14 protein-coding genes and 2 pseudogenes are annotated in these 20,517 nt (G+C 73.1%); 12 read left to right on the top strand and 4 right to left on the bottom strand.

Annotated elements, in window-relative coordinates:
• The 3 genes from AB0I21_RS54650 to AB0I21_RS54640 form a co-directional block, all read left to right on the top strand.
• A partial coding sequence (locus AB0I21_RS54650; RefSeq protein WP_360573554.1) for a cellulose binding domain-containing protein occupies nucleotides 1-457 on the top strand: 457 nt, incomplete at its 5' end.
• Nucleotides 458-598: 141 nt separating this feature from the next.
• Entirely contained in the window at nucleotides 599-1,267 is a 669-nt protein-coding gene (locus tag AB0I21_RS54645; RefSeq protein ID WP_360573552.1) for a hypothetical protein, read from the top strand.
• 201 nt (nucleotides 1,268-1,468) lie between these two features.
• A complete protein-coding gene (locus AB0I21_RS54640) occupies nucleotides 1,469-2,983 on the top strand; it encodes a cellulose binding domain-containing protein (RefSeq protein WP_360573550.1) in 1,515 nt (504 codons plus the stop codon).
• Nucleotides 2,984-3,033: 50 nt separating this feature from the next.
• Here the strand turns inward: AB0I21_RS54640 and AB0I21_RS54635 are convergent.
• Nucleotides 3,034-3,231 (bottom strand): annotated as a pseudogene (locus tag AB0I21_RS54635) (DUF488 family protein); the annotation flags it as partial.
• Nucleotides 3,232-3,356: 125 nt separating this feature from the next.
• On the opposite strand from AB0I21_RS54635, the gene AB0I21_RS54630 reads away from it, so the two are divergent.
• The 3 genes from AB0I21_RS54630 (at nucleotide 3,357) to AB0I21_RS54620 (ending at nucleotide 11,068) form a co-directional block, all read left to right on the top strand.
• Nucleotides 3,357-3,839, top strand: coding sequence for a DUF1269 domain-containing protein (locus tag AB0I21_RS54630; RefSeq protein ID WP_360573548.1), 483 nt, complete (start codon nucleotides 3,357-3,359; stop codon nucleotides 3,837-3,839).
• A 122-nt stretch (nucleotides 3,840-3,961) separates the two neighbouring features.
• On the top strand, nucleotides 3,962-5,452 hold the full coding sequence (locus AB0I21_RS54625; RefSeq protein ID WP_360573546.1) for a hypothetical protein: 1,491 nt from the start codon (nucleotides 3,962-3,964) through the stop codon (nucleotides 5,450-5,452).
• A gap of 105 nt (nucleotides 5,453-5,557) precedes the next feature.
• Nucleotides 5,558-11,068, top strand: a complete 5,511-nt coding sequence (locus AB0I21_RS54620) for an AAA family ATPase (protein WP_360573544.1) — start codon at nucleotides 5,558-5,560, stop codon at nucleotides 11,066-11,068.
• 117 nt (nucleotides 11,069-11,185) lie between these two features.
• Here AB0I21_RS54620 and AB0I21_RS54615 read toward each other — a convergent pair whose 3' ends face one another.
• Complete coding sequence (locus tag AB0I21_RS54615) at nucleotides 11,186-11,905, bottom strand: hypothetical protein (RefSeq protein ID WP_360573542.1); 720 nt, start codon at nucleotides 11,903-11,905, stop codon at nucleotides 11,186-11,188.
• Between AB0I21_RS54615 and AB0I21_RS54610 the strand changes: the two genes are divergently transcribed.
• Complete coding sequence (locus AB0I21_RS54610; protein WP_360573540.1) at nucleotides 11,873-12,298, top strand: hypothetical protein; 426 nt, start codon at nucleotides 11,873-11,875, stop codon at nucleotides 12,296-12,298. The two genes, AB0I21_RS54615 and AB0I21_RS54610, sit on opposite strands and share 33 nt — an antisense overlap.
• A 111-nt stretch (nucleotides 12,299-12,409) precedes the next feature.
• Here AB0I21_RS54610 and AB0I21_RS54605 read toward each other — a convergent pair whose 3' ends face one another.
• Nucleotides 12,410-13,909 carry an Hsp70 family protein gene (locus tag AB0I21_RS54605; protein WP_360573538.1) on the bottom strand — a complete coding sequence of 500 codons (1,500 nt, stop codon included), beginning with the start codon at nucleotides 13,907-13,909 and terminating at the stop codon, nucleotides 12,410-12,412.
• A 246-nt stretch (nucleotides 13,910-14,155) separates the two neighbouring features.
• Between AB0I21_RS54605 and AB0I21_RS54600 the strand changes: the two genes are divergently transcribed.
• The 5 genes and pseudogenes from AB0I21_RS54600 to AB0I21_RS54580 all read left to right on the top strand — a co-directional run bounded on the left by AB0I21_RS54600 (nucleotide 14,156) and on the right by AB0I21_RS54580 (nucleotide 18,646).
• Nucleotides 14,156-14,530, top strand: coding sequence for a hypothetical protein (locus tag AB0I21_RS54600; RefSeq protein ID WP_360573536.1), 375 nt, complete (start codon nucleotides 14,156-14,158; stop codon nucleotides 14,528-14,530).
• A gap of 14 nt (nucleotides 14,531-14,544) precedes the next feature.
• The gene (locus AB0I21_RS54595; RefSeq protein WP_360573534.1) at nucleotides 14,545-14,946 is read left to right on the top strand and encodes a hypothetical protein; all 402 of its coding nucleotides are present in this window, start codon (nucleotides 14,545-14,547) and stop codon (nucleotides 14,944-14,946) included.
• The gene (locus AB0I21_RS54590) at nucleotides 14,943-15,341 is read left to right on the top strand and encodes a hypothetical protein (protein ID WP_360573533.1); all 399 of its coding nucleotides are present in this window, start codon (nucleotides 14,943-14,945) and stop codon (nucleotides 15,339-15,341) included. Before AB0I21_RS54595 ends, AB0I21_RS54590 begins: the two co-directional genes overlap by 4 nt.
• An 82-nt stretch (nucleotides 15,342-15,423) precedes the next feature.
• A pseudogene (locus AB0I21_RS54585) lies at nucleotides 15,424-16,077 on the top strand (AfsR/SARP family transcriptional regulator); the annotation flags it as partial.
• Nucleotides 16,078-16,165: 88 nt separating this feature from the next.
• The gene (locus AB0I21_RS54580; RefSeq protein WP_360573531.1) at nucleotides 16,166-18,646 is read left to right on the top strand and encodes an NB-ARC domain-containing protein; all 2,481 of its coding nucleotides are present in this window, start codon (nucleotides 16,166-16,168) and stop codon (nucleotides 18,644-18,646) included.
• Nucleotides 18,647-18,722: 76 nt separating this feature from the next.
• Here the strand turns inward: AB0I21_RS54580 and AB0I21_RS54575 are convergent, their stop codons facing one another.
• A complete protein-coding gene (locus AB0I21_RS54575) occupies nucleotides 18,723-20,069 on the bottom strand; it encodes a tetratricopeptide repeat protein (protein ID WP_360573529.1) in 1,347 nt (448 codons plus the stop codon).
• Nucleotides 20,070-20,517 lie beyond the last annotated feature (448 nt).

Raw genomic sequence — 20,517 nt, 5'->3', positions numbered from 1 at the left:
CATCGCCCAGGGCCTGGCGGCGCGCAACCTCTGCGCGGGCATGATCTCCCCGCAGACCGGCCGGGCGGTCGCCCCCGACGGCACCAACCCGACCACCCCACCGCCGACCACCCCGGGCGGCGGCACGTCGCAGCCGCCGAGCTCTCCCCCACCGGCGGGCGGCGCCTGCTCCGCGACCTACGCGGTCACCAGCTCGTGGCAGGGCGGATTCCAGGCCTCGGTCACGGTGCGCGCCGGGAACGCCGCCATCTCGCGGTGGACGGTCAAGTGGACGTTCGCCAACGGCCAGACGATCACACAGCTGTGGAACGGCACACCGAGCACATCCGGCTCGGCCGTTACCGTGACGAACGTGTCGTACAACGGCAGTGTCCCGGCAAACGGCACGACCTCGTTCGGCTTCACCGGCACCTGGAACGGCACGAACGCCGTGCCCACGCCGACCTGCACCGTGTAAACGCAACTTCCAGGCGGGCGCCTCACCTCGAGGCGCCCGCCCCGGCGGTGGGCCGGGTCTCAGGTCGGGTTGTTCCTCGTCGTCGTGACCGGGGACTCCCAGCGGTGCCATGTGCCGCCGGGGATCTGGCACGATCTTCGCGTGGCCCCTGACATCCGCCGTGCGCCCAGCCTGGACGAGGTTCGGCGCCACCACCTGGACCGCCTCAACCAAGCGTTGCGCCGCCCGAGCATGTGGGGTTGGGAGCCGGCCATCCGCTTGCTCATGGACGACGTCGCCTTCGTCGACGGGACAGGCGAGCTGTGGCAGCAGGAACACGATGACCTTCGGGTCCGCGGTGCGTTCAACTCACTTGGTGTGCACGGGGCGTTCACGGCCATCCTGCCCGGCTACCGGGACGACGGTGCGGCCGTAGCCTCTGTCTATGCCGACATAGCGTGGCGACTCGGCTGGCTGACCGTGGATCGGACCCTGCCCGACGACGAGCACCGGCAGCTGGGCGCTGAGACTGATCGTTGGAGTGGCCGGGACCGGCGACTCGATGAGATCGTCGCCGAGCTCGGGCCGCCGTCCGTCCTGTTCGGCGGCGGCAACCCGCGTTACGCCAAGACCCTCGCCTATGCCGCCGCGTCCGGCGCCAGAGGCTTGGTCTGCCTGCACTTCGCAAGCACCTACGACTGGAACGCGCCTCAGCCGCAGCCCGAGACACAGCCCGTCCTCGTGGCGGTCCGGCACGGCACCGGCGCCTTCGTCGACACGTTCACCTTCACCCCCGCGGGTTCCGCCTACCGCCATGACCGCGAGGTTTAGCAGGATCCAGGCACCGGCGGCGTAGGCCGCTTGATCCGAATCGTCATCGCAACAGTATGGCCGTGAACGTTTCCCGGCGGCGGGGCGCGTCACCGCTGCTGAACGCCGTCCGGATGCATGATCCGGTCGCGGCGGCGTGCGCGGCCGGCGGCATCGGGGCAGCATTCGAAGCGCATCGACAGTCATCGAGAAGGAGCGCCCATGCGATCAGCGCGGATTTGGTCCCGTACGACGGTCGTCGCGGCCGCCACGGTCATCGTCGGGTCGACCGGGGTGCTCGCGACGACGCCGGCCGCGCACGCCGCCGCCGGATGCCGGGTCAAGTACACCGTGACGAACCAGTGGCAGGGCGGCTTCAACGCGGGCGTGGACGTCACCAACCTCGGCGATCCCCTCACCAGCTGGCGGCTGACCTGGTCGTTCACCGCCGGGCAGACCGTCACGCAGCTGTGGAACGGCACGGTGAGCCAGTCGGGGTCCACGGTGACGGTCACCAACGCCGCGTGGAACGCCGCCCTCGGCACCGGCGCCACCACGAACTTCGGCTTCGGCGGCACCTGGAACAACGCGTCGAACCCGGTGCCGGGGACCTTCGCGCTCAACGGTGTCGCCTGCACCGGGAGCACCACGACCTCGTCGCCGCCGGCATCGCCGAGCGCCTCCGCCAGTACCCCGGCGGGGACCGTGCTGGACCAGGTCAGCACGGTGGGCCGGGTCCGGGCGGCCGGGACCGCCGCGCAGTTCACCTGGCCCGGCACGTACTTCGAGGGCCGGTTCCGCGGCACCGGCGTCGGCCTGGCGCTCAACGACGCCGACAACGACTACGTCGTGCAGGTCGACGGCACCACCGTGGCGAACCTGGTGACGCCGGGCCGGACCACGTACTGGGTGCGCGGCCTGCCGGGTGGCGAGCACACCGTGCGGCTGGCGAAGCGGACCGAGAGCCCGTGGGCCGCGGGCGAGTTCGGCGGCCTGGTCGCCGACACCGGCGGCGCGATCCTGGCGAAGGCCGCCAGGCGCAGCCGCCAGATCGAGTTCATCGGCGACTCGTGGACCGCCGGCTACGGCAACATGTCGACGACCCGCGACTGCGCCGGCAACGGCGGCGTGACCCGCAACTCCAACGCCGACGCGTCGTTCGGTGCGCTGACCGCGAAGGGCCTCAACGCCGACTACCAGATCATCGCCTGGTCCGGCATGGGCATGGTCCGCAACTACGGCGGCCAGAACACCGCGTACAACTTCCCGGCGAGCTACTACGACAAGGACCTGCAGGCGCTGTACAACAGCGGCGTGTGGCCGGTGCCGAGCACGTGGCGGCCGCAGGTCGTGGTGGTCGGCCTGGGCATCAACGACTTCTCCACGGCCCTGACCTCCGGCGAGAAGTGGTCGACGACCGGCGCGCTCGCCGCCGACTACCGCGCGGCCTACCAGACCTTCATCGACAGGCTGCGGACCCGGTACGGCACGAGCACGCACATCGTGCTCGCATACCCGGACCTGACGTACATGACGACGGCCTTCGCCGACTCCATCCAGCAGATCGTCCAGGCCCGCAACAGCGGCGGCGACGCCCGGGTCTCGGCGCTGTACTACGACAACACCGCCCTGGGCCTGGACCTGCTGGGCTGCGACTGGCACCCGTCCCGGCACGACCACCAGGTCCTCGCCGCCGCCCTGTCCCAGCACCTGTCGGCACTCTCCCTGGCCTGGTGACCGACCGCCGACAAGGACGTGCCGCCGGGTCGCCGACGGGGTTCAGGCTCGCGCAGTTCGGTGAGGTAGCGGCGGCGGAACTTGCCGAAGCGGCCGGGTTCGTGCCCGTGCCGGCGGCGCACCCCGGCGGAAGGGGCGACGTCACGCAGCCACTGGTCGAGTTGCACGTCCGCCTTGCGCATCCCCCGCGGGCAGACGCTGTCGACCAGCACCCGCCTACCGTCGTCGGGCGAGGACTCCTCGTAGATGAACCGGTGGACGCCGCCCTTCCATCATGTGCCGGCGAGACATCGCCCTGCGGGCCGGTGGTAAGTCGGGAAGACGCGGGTACCGGGGCGGGAAGTCGTTGGACAGCGGACGGAGGCACACACGCATGTCGGATCTGATCGTCATCGGGTACGAAAACCCGCAGAACGCTCGACAGGCGTACGAGCAAGTGCAGCGCCTGCAGCAGGACTTCGTCGTCGACCTGCGCGGGCTCGCCATCGTCGACGTCGACGCCAACGGTAAGACGCATGTCGACACACCTCAGCGGATCATCGGCACGTCCGCGGCCGGCGGTGCGCTGTTCGGCCTCCTGCTCGGCCTCCTGTTCTTCGTCCCGGGCATGGCGCTCCTGGGCGGCGCGATCGGCGCGCTGATGGGCAAGCTCAACAAGTCCGGCATCAACGCCGAGTTCCGCAACCGCGTGGAGCACCTGCTCGAGCCCGGCCACTCCGCCGTGGTGATCATGGCCTCGAAGGTCACCGAGGACAGGTTCGCGAGCGCCATGCGGCCGTTCAACGGCGTCATCCTCAAGACCTCACTGTCCGAGAGCGACGAGAAGGAGCTCGCCGAGGAACTCGCCACCGCGTAGGCGACACGGCCGGCACGCGCTGTCCCGGCGAGCCGAACGCGCGGCGCGCCTGCTGGAACTCCCGCCCGAACGGGAACGATTGGCGCGCGGATCGCGTCTGATCGCCCATGAGGAACGTTTCGGTGACGCTGGCGTGGCTGACACATCCCGTGTCCGCCGTCGCGGTGCTCGTGCTGCTGGTGAACGACCACCTCCTCAAGGCGGCCGCGCCTGGCGTGGTGACCGGCAAGCTCAGCGACGTCGCCGGTCTGGTCTTCGCCCCGGCACTGGTCGCGGCGCTGTGCTGCCTGCTGGTCCCCCGCCTTCCGGCGCGATGGGCGGCGGCCGGTTCGACGGTACTGGTGGGCGTGGCCTTCGCCGCGGTCAAGGCGGTGCCCGGCGGTGCCGATGTCGCGTCGGCGGCGTGGAGCGTGATCCGCCCGTCGACGATCCTCGCCGACCCCACCGACCTGCTCGCGCTGCCCGCGCTCGGGATCGCCTGGTGGGTCCGGGGCCGGACGCTGACGCCGGTGGTGTCCACTCCGGTCGCGCGCGGTGTCCGCGCCGCCGTGGTGCTGCCGTTCGCGGTGCTGGGCGTCGCCGCGACGAGCGCGCCGGACTACCCGGCGGTGGACCGGGTCGTGGTCGTCGACGGGCAGGTCCGGGCCATGTTGTACAACGCCTTCCACGGCCTTCCCGACGGCGACAGTGACCTCGACGACGCCGCGGCGACCGTCGACGGCGCGACCTGGACCGCCCTCAAGGCGCCCGTCACGCCGGACCTCCCGCCGCGCGCCACGAGCGCGTGCGTGCCGGATCGGCCGGACGTGTGCTACCGGGTCGTGCCCGGCCGGCTCGCCGTCGAGGAGAGCACCGACGCCGGGCGGACCTGGCGGATGTCGTGGCAGGTGACGGAGGGGCGGCGCACGTTCCTCGCCCGGCGCGACAGCGACCTGCGCTCACCCCGCGAACACCTCAGCGCTGCGGAGGTCGCGATCCTGCCCGTCGCCGGCGGCTACCGCGTGTTCGTCGCCGACCGGCGCGACGGCATCGCGGTCCGGCAGCCAGACGGGGCATGGCAGCGCATCGGCCTGTCGTACGCCGGCAAGACCTGGCCGCCGGCGCCGCTCACCGCACCCGGCAAACACATCTGGGCCGAGTACGCCCTCGCCGTCGCGATCGGGTCCGCGCTGTACGTCCTGGGCCTGCTGCCGGCCCTGTCCCGGCGGCGGGTGCTGGCCGGCTTCGCGGCGGGCACGACCGTCCTCGGCGCGGTCGTCGTCGCGGTCGCCCAGCTGGCGGACTCGATCCTGGGTCTCGGGTTCACCCTGATCGGCATTGGCGTCGGCATCGCCGGCCTCGTGTGGTGGATCGCCACCGTCGCCGGCGACCCACGACCACGGCCGTGGCTGTGGCCCACGCAGGCTGCCCTGGCGGCAGCGGCCGCTGCGGGGGTCGCCGCGACGTTCTACGGCTGGTCGGCGGGCCGCCCCGACGCCTACTCCACCGCGGCCGGGATCGCCGGCGCGGTGACCGGCGCCGCCGTGGCAGGCACCGTCGTCCTCGTCCTGTTCGGCCGCGGCCCGGCAGCCCGGCCCGCGCCCGAGCACGAGTGGACCACCGGCGGCGCGTGACCTCCCGGCGGTATCCCACATCGCGCCGCGTGAATAGTCGGCTTCGCCCGGGAACAGGAGCTAAGTACGCTTTGAGGTGGATCGGATCGTGCCGGGAGGTGTCTGATGCACAACGGCGGGATGCTGCGTGGCCGCGATCCACCAGGTCGGATCGAAATACTGTACGAGAGCGAGCACACGCGGGTCACCCGGCTGGTCGTCGCCGGGCGCACGGTCATCCGCAAGGAGTTGTCGGGACCGGACGCGCACCGGCAGGTGCGGCACGAGGTGGCGATCCTGGGGCGGCTGCGCGGCGTGGTCGGTGTCCCGCAGTTGGTGGAGGCACCGCGGTGCCCGGGGTCGATCGTGGTGGAGGACGTCGCCGGCACGAGCCTGGCCGGGGCGGCGAAGCCGCTGGCGGCCGATGACCTGATCGGGCTCGCGGTGAAGCTGGCCCGGACGGTGGCGGGGATGCACCGCCGGGGCGTGATGCACCGCGACATCGCGCCGGCGAACATCGTGGTGTCCCGCGACGGCGCCCTCTGCCTGGTGGACTTCGCGCTGGCGACGTCGATCGCCGAGCTTCGCCCCGGGTTCACGCACCACACCGAGATCGCGGGGACGTTGGCGTACCTGGCGCCGGAGCAGACCGGGCGCACCGGCCGGCCGGTGGATCAGCGGGCCGATCTGTACGCATTGGGCGCGACGCTGTACGAACTGGCGACAGGCGCGCCGCCGTTCGGCTGGGGCGACCCGCTGCGGCTCACCCATGATCATCTGGCTCGGGTGCCGGTGCCGCCGGCGCAGGCGAACCGGACCGTCCCGGTGCCACTGTCCGAGATCATCATGCATCTGCTGGAGAAGGAGCCGGACAAGCGGTACCAGACCGCGGAGGGCGTGGTCCACGACCTGGAGCGGCTACGGGACGCCGGCCCACGCGCGGCGACGATGCGGGTCGGCGAGCGCGACGTTCCGCTGCGGCTGTTGCCGCCGTCACGGCTGGTGTGGCGCGACGCGGAAGTGGCGGTGCTGACGGCGGCGTTCGAGGAGTCGCTTTCGGGCCGGTGTCATGGGGTGCTGATCGGCGGGGCGCCAGGAGTGGGAAAAACGGTGCTGGTCGATGAACTGCGCCCGGTGGTCACCGGCCGGGACGGCTGGTTCGTGGCGGGCAAGTTCGACCAGTACCGGCGGGACCTGGAATGCGACGCCGTGCACGAGGGGCTGAGGGCGTTGGGTCGGCTGTTGCTGGCCGAGTCGGAGGACGAGCTGGCCGAGGTCCGCGGGCGGATCCTGGCGGCGGCCGGCGCGAACGCGGGCCTGCTGACCGCGGCGGTGCCGGAGTTCGCGGCGCTGCTGCCGGTGCCGCCCGAGCCGGGGGATCCGCTGACCGCGCAGACGCGGGCGCAGCGGGTGGCGTTCGACGTGTTGCGCGCGGTCGCCTCACGGAAACGGCCCGTGGTGATGTTCGTCGACGACCTGCAATGGGCGGGGCGCACGGCGATGGGCTTCGTGGACCTGGTGCTGAGCGCGGAGCCGGTCGACGGTCTGTTGCTGGTGGCCGCTTACCGCGAAGGCGACGTGGACGCGGTGCATCCGTTGGCGGCTGCGCGGTCCCGGTGGTGTGACCGGCCGGAGGTGCAGCACCTGCGGCTGGCCAACCTGCCGGAAGCCGGCACGATCGCCATGGTGGCGGAGATGCTCCACGTGGACCAGGCCGCGGCGGCGAGCCTGGGCGAAGCGATCAGTCCGTACACGTCCGGGAATCCGTACGAGACGGTGGAGTTGCTCAACACGCTGCGCCGTGACGGTGTACTGGCGGCGGGGGGCAGGTGGCGGTGGGATGCGGCGCGGGTGCGCGCTCATCTGAGCCGGCCGGAGGTCGCGGGGTTGCCGGCGGCGCGGGTCGATGCCATGCCGGCGCCGACGCGGCTGACGGTGGAGGCGATGGCGTGCCTCGGCGGGCGGACCGAGCTGGGCGTGCTGCAGACCGCCGTCGGCGAGCCGGCGGAGGTGGTGGAGCAACGACTCGCACCCGCGCTCAACGAGGGGGTGCTGGTGTTGGAGCCCGGGGTGCGGGAGGCGGTGCTGTTTCGCCACGACCGGATCCGTGAGGGGGTCCTCCGCGGGGTGGAACCGCGCCGGCGGCGCAGCCTGCAGCTGGCGATGGCGCGGCGGCTGGCGGCGGTGGCGGAGCTGTTCGCGGTCGCGGCGGAACAGTACCTGCCGGTGGTCGATGCGGTCGACGACCCCGCGGAGCGGCGCCGAGCGGTGGAGCTGATCCGGCGTGCCGCCGACCAGTCGACGATGATCGGCGAATACTCGCTGGTGAACGCGCTGCTGACGGCCGCGCTGCGGCTGATCGGCCCGGACGAGACCGCAGCGCTCGTCGAGGTGCACACCGGCCGGCACGCCGCCCTGTACAGCCTGGGGCTCCTGGAGGAGGCGGACGAGGAGTTCCGCACGATCGAGGGGCTGTGCACCACCGCGCTGGAGTGTGCGCCCGCCATGGCGGTGCAGGTGCGCGGCCTGACCCACCGCAACCGCTACGTCGAGGCGATCGGGCTCGGCCTGGAGGCACTGCGTGAGCTGGGCAGCGCCGTTCCGACCGCGGACCGGCTCCCGACCGAGCTCGACCGCCAGTTCGACCTCATGTACCGGTGGCTGGAGCACGAGGACGCCGTCGACGAGCTGACCCGGCCGGAGGTCACCGAGCCGGTGCTGCTCGCCGTGGCCCGTCTGATCAACGCGATCCTGCCCGCGGTCTACTTCGCCGCCGACCACGCCAAGCTCGCCTGGCTGAGCCTGGAAGCGCTGCGGATCTGGATCGAGCACGGCCCCGCCGGCCCCCTCCTCGGCCCGGCGAGCCACGTCGGCTTCGCCGCCGTGACGGAGCGCGGCGACTACGCCGCCGGGTACCGGGCGATGCATCGAATCCTGGCACTGGGCGAGGCCCACGGCTACGAGCCCGACACTTCGCAGGTGCGCTTCCTGACGACGCTGCTGAGTTTCTGGTTCGAGCCGATCGAAAACGGTGTCCGCGCGGCCCGGCAGGCCCGTGCAGGCCTGATCGCGGGGGGTGATCTGGCCAACGCCGGATACACCTACTACCTGGCCATGGTCGGTCTGCTGGACTGCGTGCCATCGCTGGACGTCTACGTCGCCGAGGTGGACGCCGGGCTTGCCTTCGTGCGGCACACCGGCGACGAGCACATCGGCGAATCGTACGACAGCTACCGGCGGCTGGCCGGTGTGTTGTGCGGCGAAAGCGCCACCATCGCCGATGCGACAGTCTCCACCGACAGGTACGCCGAGAGCCCGTGGGCGCTGTTCCACCTCCAGGTCACCCGCGCGATCGCCGCCGCCATCCTCGATGATCTGGTCGGCCTGGCCCGGTACACCGCGGCGGCGATGCCCTTGCTGTCGGCTGCCGCCACCTTCTACCCGACCGCCGCGGCGCACGTGCTGCGTGGACTGGCCCTGGCCGGGCAGGCCCGAGCCGGCCACAGCGGCGAGCGCGACGGCCTGCTGTCCGAACTGGACGAGGTGACGCACTGGCTGGCAGGACGCGCCGCGGACGCACCGGCCAACTTCCAGCACTGGCTCCGGTTGCTCGAGGCCGAGCGGGCCTGGGCCGTCGGCGACTTCGTTGCCGCCGTCCACGGCTTCGACGCCGCCCGGCACGAGGTCGCCCGCCACGTGCGGCCATGGCATCAGGCCCTGATCACCGAACACGCGGCCCGCTTCTACCTCGCCCACGGCGTCGAACACGCCGGCTATGAACTGCTCGCCGAGGCCCGTCAGGAGTACCACGCCTGGGGCGCGACCGCGAAAGTCGACCAACTGGACTGGGCCTACCCGGCGCTGCGACCACACGACGAGCCGATCGACAAGCACGACGCCCACCATCCCGGCGACGGTCTCCAGCGCCGCCCCGTCATCACGACCGGAACCGTCGACCTGCTCGGCATCCTGTCCGCGTCGCAGGCGCTGAGCTCCGAGACCAGCACCGAAGGCCTGTACACCCGCCTGGTCCAGGTGCTCTCCGCGATGACCGGCGCCACCGGAGTGCACCTGCTGCTGTGGAGCGACGACCGGGATGAATGGATACTGCCCGCACCCGGGGATGTCTGCAGCATCATCCCGGCCAACGGCACCTGCTACGAACACACGGTGCCGATGTCCGTGCTGCGATACGTCGAGCGGATGCGTGAGCTGCTGGTCGTGGGCGATGCCACCCGTGACGACCGCTTCGCCCGAGACCCGTACTTCGCCGGCCTCAGCTCCTGCTCCCTGCTGGCCGTGCCCATCCTCAACCGCGGCATGCTACGGGCGGTGCTGCTGCTCGAGAACCGCCTCATCCACGGTGCGTTCACCGCCGAACGGCTCGACTGCGTCAGACTCATCGCCGGTCAGCTCGCCGTGTCACTCGACAACGCCCACCTGTACACGGCGTTCCGCCGGATCGCCGACGAGCAGGCGGCGCTGCGGCGGGTGGCGACGCTGGTCGCCCGCGGGGCGGCGCCCGATCGCGTGTTCGCCGCGGTGGCCGACGAGGTCGGCGCGCTCTTCCACGCCGACGGCACGGCGATCCTCCGATTCGAGCCGGACGGGGAGGCGACGGCGCTGGGAGGCTACGGACTCCAGCAGTCCGCACCGGGTTGGCGCGGCAAGCCCGACCCCCGCACCGCCATGGCGAAGGTTCAGGCCACAGGTCGCTCCGCCCGCCGCGACGTGGACAAGCCGGTGCCAGCGACACCGTCCCCGATCGATCCCGACATCTGCTCCATGGTCGCCAGCCCGATCGAGGTCGAGGGCCGGCTCTGGGGCGTCATGCGCGTCGGGTCCCGCCGCCAACGGCTGCCCCACGACACCGAGCGGCGGCTGGCCGACTTCACCGGGCTCATCGCGACCGCCGTCGCCAACGCTGAGAGCCGGACCGAGCTCACCGCGTCACGCGCGCGGATCGTCGCCGCCGCCGATCAGACCCGCCAACGCATCGAGCGCGACCTGCACGACGGGGCTCAGCAGCGGCTGATCGCCCTGGCCCTGCAGCTGCGCACCGCACAGGCGGCGCTGCCACCCGAGCTCGACACGCTCGCCGCACAGCTCGACCGCGCCGTCGCCGGGGCCACGGACGCCGTGGACGAGCTCCGCGAGATCTCCCGCGGCATCCACCCGGCCGTCCTGACGGAATCCGGCCTCGGCCCGGCGCTGCGCATGCTTGCCCGCCGCTCACCGATCCCCGTCGACCTCGACATACACCTGGAGGGACGGCTGCCCGAGCACATCGAGGTCAGCGCGTACTACATCATCGCCGAGGCGGTCACCAACACGGCCAAACACGCGAGCGCCTCAGCCGTCACCGTCACCGTCGAAACCGACACCACCGCCGGCGTCCTGCGCATCGTGGTCCGCGACGACGGCGTCGGCGGCGCCGACTTCACCCGCGGCACCGGCCTGGTCGGCCTCAACGATCGCGCCGAAGCGCTCGGCGGCCGGATCGTGCTCCACAGCCCGCGCGGAGCCGGGACCACCCTGCTCGCGGAGCTCCCACTCACCGCGGCCGGGTGGGACGCCGGCCGCCGATCCGCGTCGCGCAGGATCCGTTCACCCGGCGCACCCGCGGGTTGCGGGTGACGCCGGATGCACGCCGATGCCCCGTCCTGCGACCACACGCAGTCGATGCCGAACGGCACCCGAGCGGCGATCCGGGCGTCCGGCAGACGTGCGTGACCGGCGGGGCAGCGCCGTTCGTCAAGATCCCGGTCGACGGCACGTGAGCAGCGTCCGCACGACTGTGAGGCCCGTGCGGGCGACGTCCACCGGGGTGATGTCGGCGAACCACGCGTCCCGGTGCTGTTCGCGCAACCACCGCTCGGCGGCGGGGAGCAGGGCACCGGTGTCGAGCACCGGGTGCGGCATGCCGGCACCGGCGAGTTGCCGCGGGCCGAGCAGGGACAGCAACGCCTGCGTCGCGGCCGCCGCCAGGTCGTCACCCCAACCCACGGCCGGCACCGACCGTGGGACCCGCGCCACCACGACGGGGATGGCCGCGCCGGCCGGCACGGACAGCCGGACGGGCAACCCGGCCCGCGCGGCGGTGCGCACCAGCAGTTCCAGGATGTCCGGCCGGCTCGCGCCCGCATACAGCGCTGCCGGCTCGACGGGACGGCCGGGCCCGGTTCGGGCCGCATCGCCCGCGAGGACGTGGCACAACCCGGCGGTCACCGCATCCGCGAGGCCGGCGCCCACCCCGACGCCCGCCCTGGACGGGCCCGCGGGTGAGGATGTCGGAGCGCCGGTGAACGGCGTCCGGGCGGGTGTCCACCGCAGCGGCCGGTCCGGGAGGACCGCCTCGGCGTAGTGGGACACCGCCGCCCGGACGGCGGCATCCCGGGCCTCGTTGCCCGCTATGACCGGCGGCTGCACATGCTCGGCAGCGTGGCGGCCGCCGACCTGCTCGCGGAGTTCCACCTGCGGACCACCGCCCTCGCCTTCGACGTGCTGCGGTTGCGCCGCCAGGGCCGCCAGCTCCCCGCGATCGCGTTCGACCTGCTGATCGCCACCGCCGAAGCGCTCTGCGGCGCGGACCTCAGCTGGAGCTTCGTGTCGTTCCGGTCCCACGCCGAGGCGTTCCTGTCGACCTGGCCCGAGGGCGCCGGGCTGCGCCCCGCGTGGGACGGCTACTTCACGGCGAACGCCGGACGACTCACCGCCCGCGCCGAGGCGGTCGCCGCCGACCATGCCCCTTGCGCACCGGTGGACGGGCTCGTCGACCGGCCGTCGGTCAGCGTCTTCGCGCTGGAGGCCGTGGCCGCGGGCGCGGACTGGTCCAAACTCCTCGACGGCGGCGTCGTGCACGCCTGAAGGGCTTCCGGCAGGCTCGACCGGGCGCTTCCGGCCCGGTCGGGCGGTCCCTCGCCGGGAGCGGCACCGGGCCCGTCCGGATGCTGGCGGTAACGTCCGGCAACCGGGTCTTCAGCGGTCGAACACGATTCCGAGGGCCACCCGCACCGTGTGCACGATCACGGCGACCACGGCTCCCGCGGTCAGCACGGCCGCCGTGCTCGCACCGGCGAGGCCGCCGGCCGTGCCGCTCAGGGCACCGAGCAGCACGGCCGCTGCCACACTCCACGGATCGGTGAGGTGGCGGCGGATCGATCGCCCCCGCCCCGGTTCGGCGGCCTCGTCTGAGCGCGGTGCGCGGCCTGCCGTCGGCGAGGCCGGCGCCAGCTGCACGACCCGCTGCGGCGAGCTCTGCGGCGAGCTCTGAGTCGAGCCCTGAGTCGAGCCCTGCGGCACGGGTGCCGGGCGGGCGGCCGTTGCACCCGCCTGCGCGGCGGCCTCCTGCGACCCGCCATCGGCGGGCAGCCTCATCGTGACACCGGTCGGCGTGCGTTCCTCGCACGCGTCGAGCAGGATCAGCGCACCCTCCGCCACCACGAGCTCAGGCTGCTCCAGCACCGTCGGCGGCATCCCGAACGCGCGGTGCAGCAGCGTCGCGACAAGTGGCACACGGCTCGACCCGCCGACGAGGAACACGCCACCGACGTCGGACAACCCGATACCCGCGCTACGCACCGCGGCGCGGGTGACCGCGACCGTCCGCGCGATGACCGGCTCGGCGAGCTGCTCGAACTCGTCCCGGCTCACCGGAACGGTCTCGTCCAGGACCGGCAGGTGCACCAGCGTCTGCGAACGCCGGCTCAACGACTCCTTGGCCAGCCGAACGTCCTCCCACAGCTGCCACCGGGCACGACGGTCGGCGGCGGTGGCCGGTCGCCGCAACCGGTCCCAACCGTCCGGGTCCCGCTGCGCGATCAGCCGGCCCAGGTGCTCCACCAACGCGGCGTCCAGGTCCAGGCCGCCCACCTCGGGCAGCCCTTCACTGGCCAGCACCGTCAGCGCACCCGCGGGGCCGCGGCGGACCACACCGGCGTCGAACGTGCCGGCCCCGAAGTCGTACACCACCGCGCACTGACCCGCGCCGACCCGACCGCCCTGGCCGAGGAAGTAGGCGGCGGCAGCGATCGGCTCCGACACGAGCATCGGGCCGGGCAGGCCGGCACGGACGACCGCCTCGGTCAACCGGCTCAACCGCGACGCGCCCCAGATCTCCGGATGCGTGACCACGACACGATCCGGAAGCTGGCCGACGACCTGCCGCGCCTCCGCCGCCACCCGCCCCAGCACCGCGGCGACCAGGTCGACCACGTCGGTCTCATGGCCGCCGAGCAGGACGATCCCGTCCGCCATCCGCCGCTTCGGATTTGGCTCGTACCGATCCGGCTGCACCCGCGCCGACCGCACGGCTTCGGCACCGGACAGCACGTCGCCGGCGCCTTCCAGGAGCACCGCAGACGGTAGCAACGGTGACCCGTCGAAGAGCAGGGAACGTGCCTCACCGCCGCCGCGACGCACCATGGCCACGGTGTTGAAGGTGCCGAAGTCGATCCCGAGCAGCACATCGTGAGCCATCGTTGCAGGGTACGCGGCCCCCGCATTCCGTCCCGCCTTGATCGGTGTGCGGGTGCGTCCTCGCAGGTCAGGGGGCCGGCGCAAGGCGGGCCAAACATCGGTGCGAACAACGTCGAAACGGCCGCTCCGCAGGATCGGTGGCGAGGAGGGCCGGGTTTCCGTGGTGGCCCTCCGGACCGGTTCAGTGCATCGGAGGGAGGATCGAGCGTGCTGAGACAGGGCAGAGCCAGGGCCAAGGTGCTGAGGATGCTCACGGCGGCGGTTGTCGTGCCGCTGGTGGTGGTGCTGGGTTGGGGAGCCGCCGCGTACGCGGGGACGAACCGCACCGCGGGCTCGCGGGGCGAAGGGGTCCGGGCCATCTTCTACCACGACGGCGAGCACTTCTTCGTGTGCGACGACTCGACGGACGGGCTCCAGGTCTACGGCGAGTACATCTGGAACGACGTGAACTACCAGAAGTACAACGGGCTGGGGGGTGGGACGTGCTACGACCACAACCTGGACTTCCCGGAGAACCGCACCTTCATGTTCCGGGCGTGCCTCGACTACCCGGTGCTGCCACCGCCCGCGCCAGGCCTTCCGGGTGACTGGTGCACGCCATGGGTGGCGGCGATCACCTGATGAGCACCAGGAGCATGCGCAGTCGGCTGGCCCGCATCAGCCTGGTGGCCGGCGCGGCAGTGGCGATGCTGGCCGGGGTGGCGACGCCCGCCCACGCCGGGGACAACAACACCGGCCGCAACGTGCTGGAGTACGTCGACGTGCTCGGCATGGCCGCCGGTTCGGGCAGCTTCCAGCACATCGGGGACAGCTTCACGGTCTGCAAGTCCGACCGCTGGGATGTCTACATCGAGTTCGAGTACATCCGGATCAACGGCACCCTGCAGCGGGGGACGCACAAGGTCACCGGGCCGGCGCCGTCGTGCGCGACGTACCTGCACGACTTCGGTGAGGAGCGCTTCATCGACATGCGCGTCTGCGCGGACGTCGACAACTTCTGGGACCCGTGTTCACCGTGGAGGCAAGGAATCGTATGAGCATCATCCGGAAGTCCGTCGTCGTCCTTGCGGCGGCCGGGGCTCTGACAGCCGTCCTGGCCACCCCGGCGCATGCCGCGATCGGGCCCGACCAGCCCGGCGACTCCTACCAGTCCGAGCTCGCTCAGCAGTCGTTCACCAGGTTCTTCCCGTACGGCGAGCACCTCGAGAACTGCCAGCTCGGCGGGGACACCTCATACGTGGAGTTCCAGTACACCGACGCGGCCACCAACCGGACGGTCCAGTCGAAGTTGTGGAACCCGGGGCCGGAAGGCAACTGCATCCGCTGGAAGCACCTGGATGCGAAGGAGGACACCGCGTTCTACTTCAAGTCCTGCGTGCGGTACTGGACCGGCGCACAGCACTGCGCGCCTCCGGTGAAGGGCATCAGCTGAGCAAGGGACCCGGCCACCTCGGGGCGGCCGGGTCCCGACCGCGGTCCCGCAAAGATTTCGATGCATCGGTACTGTCTGCGCGGTGGACTACAGGGTGCTGGGGCTCGTCGGCGCATGGCTCGACGGCCGGCCTGTCCCGGTCAGCGGCACCAAACCCCGAACCGTCCTCGCGGCCCTCGTCCTCGCCGCCAACGAGCCGGTCTCCGCGGACCGGCTCATCGACGTGACCTGGGGCCCGCGTTCTCCGGCCTCCGCCCAGCGGATCCTCCACCAGTACATCTCCAAACTGCGAGGCCTCCTGCCGCCGGGGTCGATCGAGCGGCACCCGGTCGGCTACGTGCTGCGAGCGGCCGAGGACGACGTCGACGTGCTGCGCTTCGAGCGGCTGGCCCGGGAAGGCCGGGAGGCCCTGCGCACCGGCGACGCGGCCGCCGCCGAGGGGCTGCTCACCGAGGCGTTGGCGCAGTGGCAGGGGCCGGTCCTCGGCGGGGTCACCGACGAGCTCGTCGTCGCCGCCCGGCCTGCGCTGGACCAGCGGCACGCCGCGGCCCTCGCCGACAGGGTCGACGCCGGGCTCGCCACCGGCCGGCACCATGAGCTGCTGCCGGAGATCGGTCGGTTGGTGGCACAGACCCCGCTCGACGAGCGGCTCCGCGGGCAGCTGATTCTGGCGCTGTACCGGGCGGACCGGCGCGCCGACGCCCTCGCCGCATACACGCAGGCCAGCCGCCTGCTGCGCACCGAGCTGGGCATCGACCCGGGGCCGGCCCTGCGCCGGTTGCATCAGCGAATCCTGACCGACGACCCGATGCTGGCCACGGCCGGTGCCCCCCCAGCAGCGGTCCGAGCACCGCAAAGCGGTCAAGCAGGAGCCGCCGACCCCGCGCCAGCTGCCAGTGGTCGGCCTGCACTTCGTGGGTCGGGGCACCGAGCTGGCCCAGCTGGACGACTGGCTGGCCGCCGACGCCGACGGCCCCGCCACCGTCGTCATCTCCGGGATGGCCGGCAGCGGCAAGACCAGCCTCGCGGTGTGGTGGGGGCGGCGGGCCGCCGAGCGGTTCCCCGACGGGCAGCTGTACCTCAACCTCCGCGGATTCGGGGCGGAGCCCGAGGCCGGCCCGGCCGAGGCGCTCGGACACCTGCTCACCGGCCTCGGTGTGCCGCACGGCCAGATCCCGGCCGACGTGCCACAGGCCGCCTCGCTGTTCCGTTCGGTCACCGCGGACCGGCGGCTGCTCATGGTGCTCGACAACGCGCGCTCCGCCGAGCAGGTGCGCCCGCTGCTGCCCGGCGGCGCCGGGGTCAAGGTCCTCGTCACCAGCCGGGAGCGGCTGCTGAGCCTGGCCGCGGTGGAGGGCGCGCGGAGCCTGCCGGTGGCCGCGCTGGCCGAACCCGACGCGGTCGTCCTGGTGACCCGGATGGTCGGCGCCGAGCGGGCGGTCGCGGAGCCGGCCGCGGTCACCGAGCTGGTCCGGCACTGTGGTGGGCTGCCGCTGGCGCTGCGGATCGCCGCGGTCGACCTGCCGGTCGGGGTGGCGCACCCGATCGCGGAGCGCGCCGGACAGCTCGCCGGCGACGCCCGCCTGCCGGCCCTGCGGACCCGGGACGACGCCGACAGCGCGGTCACCGCCGCGTTCCGGCACTCCTACAGCCGGCTCGGCCCGGCCACCCAGCAGGTGTTCCGGCTGCTCGGCCTGCTGCCGGCGGCCGAGTTCGACGGCGAGGTCGGCGCCGCCGCCAGTCGCCTGCCGGCGGCGGAGGTGGCGCCCCTGCTGGTCCGGCTGACCGACGCGAACCTGCTCAGCACCGTGCGCCCGGGCCGGTACGCGATGCACGACCTGCTCCGCGAGTTCGCCGCCGCGCTGGCCGCGGCGACCGAGCCACCCGGCCGGCGTGAGGCGGCCACCCGGCGCGCCTACCAGTGGTACGTCGACCGGTGCCGGGCAGCGGCCGCCCGGCTCGCCCCGAACGTGCCGCGCGCCGACGACGAACCCGCCGACCGGAGCCTGTTCCCCGAGGCCGCGGACGCCCGGGCCTGGCTCGCCGTGGAGTACCCGAACCTGTGCACCGCGGCGCTCGCCGCCCCCGGCCGCGGGGTCGAGGACATGGCCTGGCGGCTCGCGGTGCCGCTCAGGGTGCCGTTCATGGCCAACCGTGACCTGCCGAGCTGGCTGTCGGTGACCGCCGCCGGGCTCGCCGCCGCGCAGCGCGACGGGGCCGTGCGGGCCAGCGCGGCGCTCCACGTGAGCCTGGCGGTCGCGCACACGATCAAGGGCGACCCGGACGAAGCGGTGCGGCACGCCGGGCACGGCCGCCGGCTCAGCGTCCGGGCCGGCTGGCCGGCCGGGCAGCTCGCCGCACGCTCTCTCGCCGCGGTGCTGGAGTCCCGGCTGGGCCGCTCCCGCAGCGCCACGCGGCACTTCACCGCGATCGTGGCCGAGCACCGCGCGGCCGGCAACCGGAGCGGGGCCGCGGCCACCCTCAACAACCTCGGCGTGGTCCGGACCCTGACCAGCCACCTCGACGCGGCGGCCGAAGTGCTGCAGGAGGCGCTCGCGCTGCACGAACGGTCAGGTTCGCGGCTCGGCGCCGAGTCGGCCCGGATCAACCTCGGCGTCATCCACCTGCACCGCGGCCAGCTCGGGCGCGCCCACCGCTGCCTGGCGGACGCCGCGGCCGGCTATGAGCGGCTCGGCGACATCGAGGGCGAGGCCGCCGCCGTCGGGCACCTCGCCGTCGTGCAGGCATTGCAGGGTGACCTGCGGGCCGCGCTGGCCTCGGCGGTGACCGGGCTCGCCGCCCTGCGCTCGGGCGCGGACCCGGTCGCCGAGGTGCTCGTGCTGCACAGTTTGGCCACGGTACGCCTGGAACTCGGCCACCATAAGGTAGCCAGGCACTACCTGGAGCGGGCGCTGCGCCTGGCCACCGTCTCGCAGACGGCACAGGGCCGGGTGGCGGCCCTGACCGGGCTCGCGCACGCCGACCTCGCCGCGGGCGCCCCCGACCGGGCCGGTGACCACGCCCGGGCGGCGGCACAGCTGGCGCGGGCATGCGACTACCGGCAGCCCGCGGCGGTCGCGGACACGGCCCGCGCGCTGGCACTGCTGCGCACCGGCGACCGCGACGGCGCGGCCGAGCTGGCCGGTGCCGCCGCCGACGCACTGCGCCGGCTGGGCTGCGACCTGGCCCGCGGCCGGGCGCTCGTGGTGCTGCGCGAGGCGACCGGCGACGAGCGCTGCACCCCGGTGATCGACGCGCTGCTGCAGGAGACCGCCCCCAGATACCGCCGGGCGGTGGCGTCGTGACCGCTCCCGCTCGTCGCGACGGGTCCGTTGCGTCGAGCGTTCCCTGGTCAGGCGGGCTTGAGCGGCGAAGCTGCCGTCAGCGCCGGTGAGACGACGCATGAGCCCGGCAGCGGTTGAGCCCGGCGCGCAGGTCGCGGCGGAGCTTGGCGTCCAGGCCGGGCACGGCCAGCGCGGCAGTCAGGTCGTCAGCAGCCTCGCCCCAGCGCTCCAGCCGCATCAGCGCGGTGGCACGGTTGTAGCGGGGCTCGGCCGCGGTCGACAGCACCACCGCGCGGTCGAGGTCGGCCACGGCAGCGGCGGCGTCGCCACGTTCGAAGCGCACGGCGGCCCGGTTGGTCCACGCCTCGGCCAGTCCGGGAGCGGCGTCGAGGGCCCGCGTCAGCAGATCGTCGGCCTCGTCGAGGGCACCGCGTTCGGAGCGGATCAGACCCAGCGTGCACAGCAGTGCGGGTTCGTCGCGCCGCTCGGCCGGCGCTGAGCGTACGCATGCTTCGGCGGCGGCGAGGTCGCCCCGGGCGAGATGGAGGTTCGCGAGGGCCACGCGGGCGTCGAGATGGGCCGGATCGATGGCCAGGACGCGCCGCAGGTCGTCACGTGCCGCCCCGCTCCGTCCGGTCTCCTCATACAGCGTCGCGCGGTTGTAGTACGCCTCTGGCAGGTGCGGTCCCAGCCGGACTGCCGCCGTGTAGTCGTCCAAGGCCGCGCTCGTACGCCCAGCGGCACGGTGCAGGGCCGCCCGATCGACGTAGTACTCGCAGTTCTCGGGGTCGAAGGCGATGACGTCGTCGAGGTCGGCCAGCGCCTCGGCGGCTTTGCCGAGCGCCAGGTGGAGCTGGGCCCGGTTGTGCCGGAGGCGGGCCTGGTCCTGCCGGCGCTCATCGGCGCCCAGGACGGTGGACAGCTGCACCAGACCGGAGTTCACCAGTTCCAGCGCTTCGTCCGCCCGGCCCTCGCGGCTGTCCAACAGCGCGATGCCCTGCTCGTAGAAGATGGTCGACACGACGCGCCGGCGTTCGTCGGTGATGCCGCCGGTCAACTGAAGTGCCGTCTCCAGCCATTGTCTGGCCATGGCCGGGTTCTGCTGCTCCGGGGGAAGGTGGCGGGCGTACAGCATGGCCGTGGAGTATGCGGCCGACATCGTGATCTTCGGATCGTCGGTGACGGCTCGGGCTTCGGCGTACAGCTGGAGTGCCTCGACGGCGTGGCCGACCGCGGCAAGTGCGGTGGCCAGTCCCGTGGTGAACGACCACCAGAGGGCAAGGTCGGTCTCGGGTGTGACAGCGGCCCGGCCGCGCCGCGCGGTGCGCACGGCGTGGTGGTAGAAGCCGCGCGCCAGACTGTCGCCCAGCATGGCCCGTAGGTGGGTCGGCCGGGATTCGACCTCCGGCTCGGGCGCTCCTCCGTCGTGGAGGTGCAGGGTCATCGGCGTCGACGCGAGCCGCCGCGTCAGCGTCGCGAGCAGTTCCGCGGTCGTCTCGTCGGCCGCGTCGGCGTGGACGAAGTGGACGGTCTGGGGACGGCGTACGGCGCACGCGGCCACGAATTCCGCCGCCCCGAACGAGAGGGCGGCCGTCCGCCGAGCGGGGTGGAACCGGATCGGCCGCTCGCCTGCCGCGGTCGTCTCGGCCGGATTCAGGGCCGGGACGATGGAGTGCAGCTCGACGCAGTGGCGGGCGGCCTGCCGGGGATGATCGCGGGCGAGGTCGGCGAGGAACGCGTCGGCCCCTGCGTACGGGCCGAGGTCGCGGTGGCAGTTGTAGGGCGGGCGCTCGGAGGCGCAACGCCAACGGCGAAGGGCCGGCGTCGCCGGTGCGCAGCGTGCTGGTGACGATCGCGCCGCCGGCCGCGCCGACCGGTCTCACCGCCACCCC

The organism is Dactylosporangium sp. NPDC050588 (assembly GCF_040654975.1).
Taxonomy (GTDB): domain Bacteria; phylum Actinomycetota; class Actinomycetes; order Mycobacteriales; family Micromonosporaceae; genus Dactylosporangium; species Dactylosporangium maewongense.
Note: the sequence above shows the minus strand (reverse complement) of the source record. Positions and strands in the feature narration are given on the sequence as shown.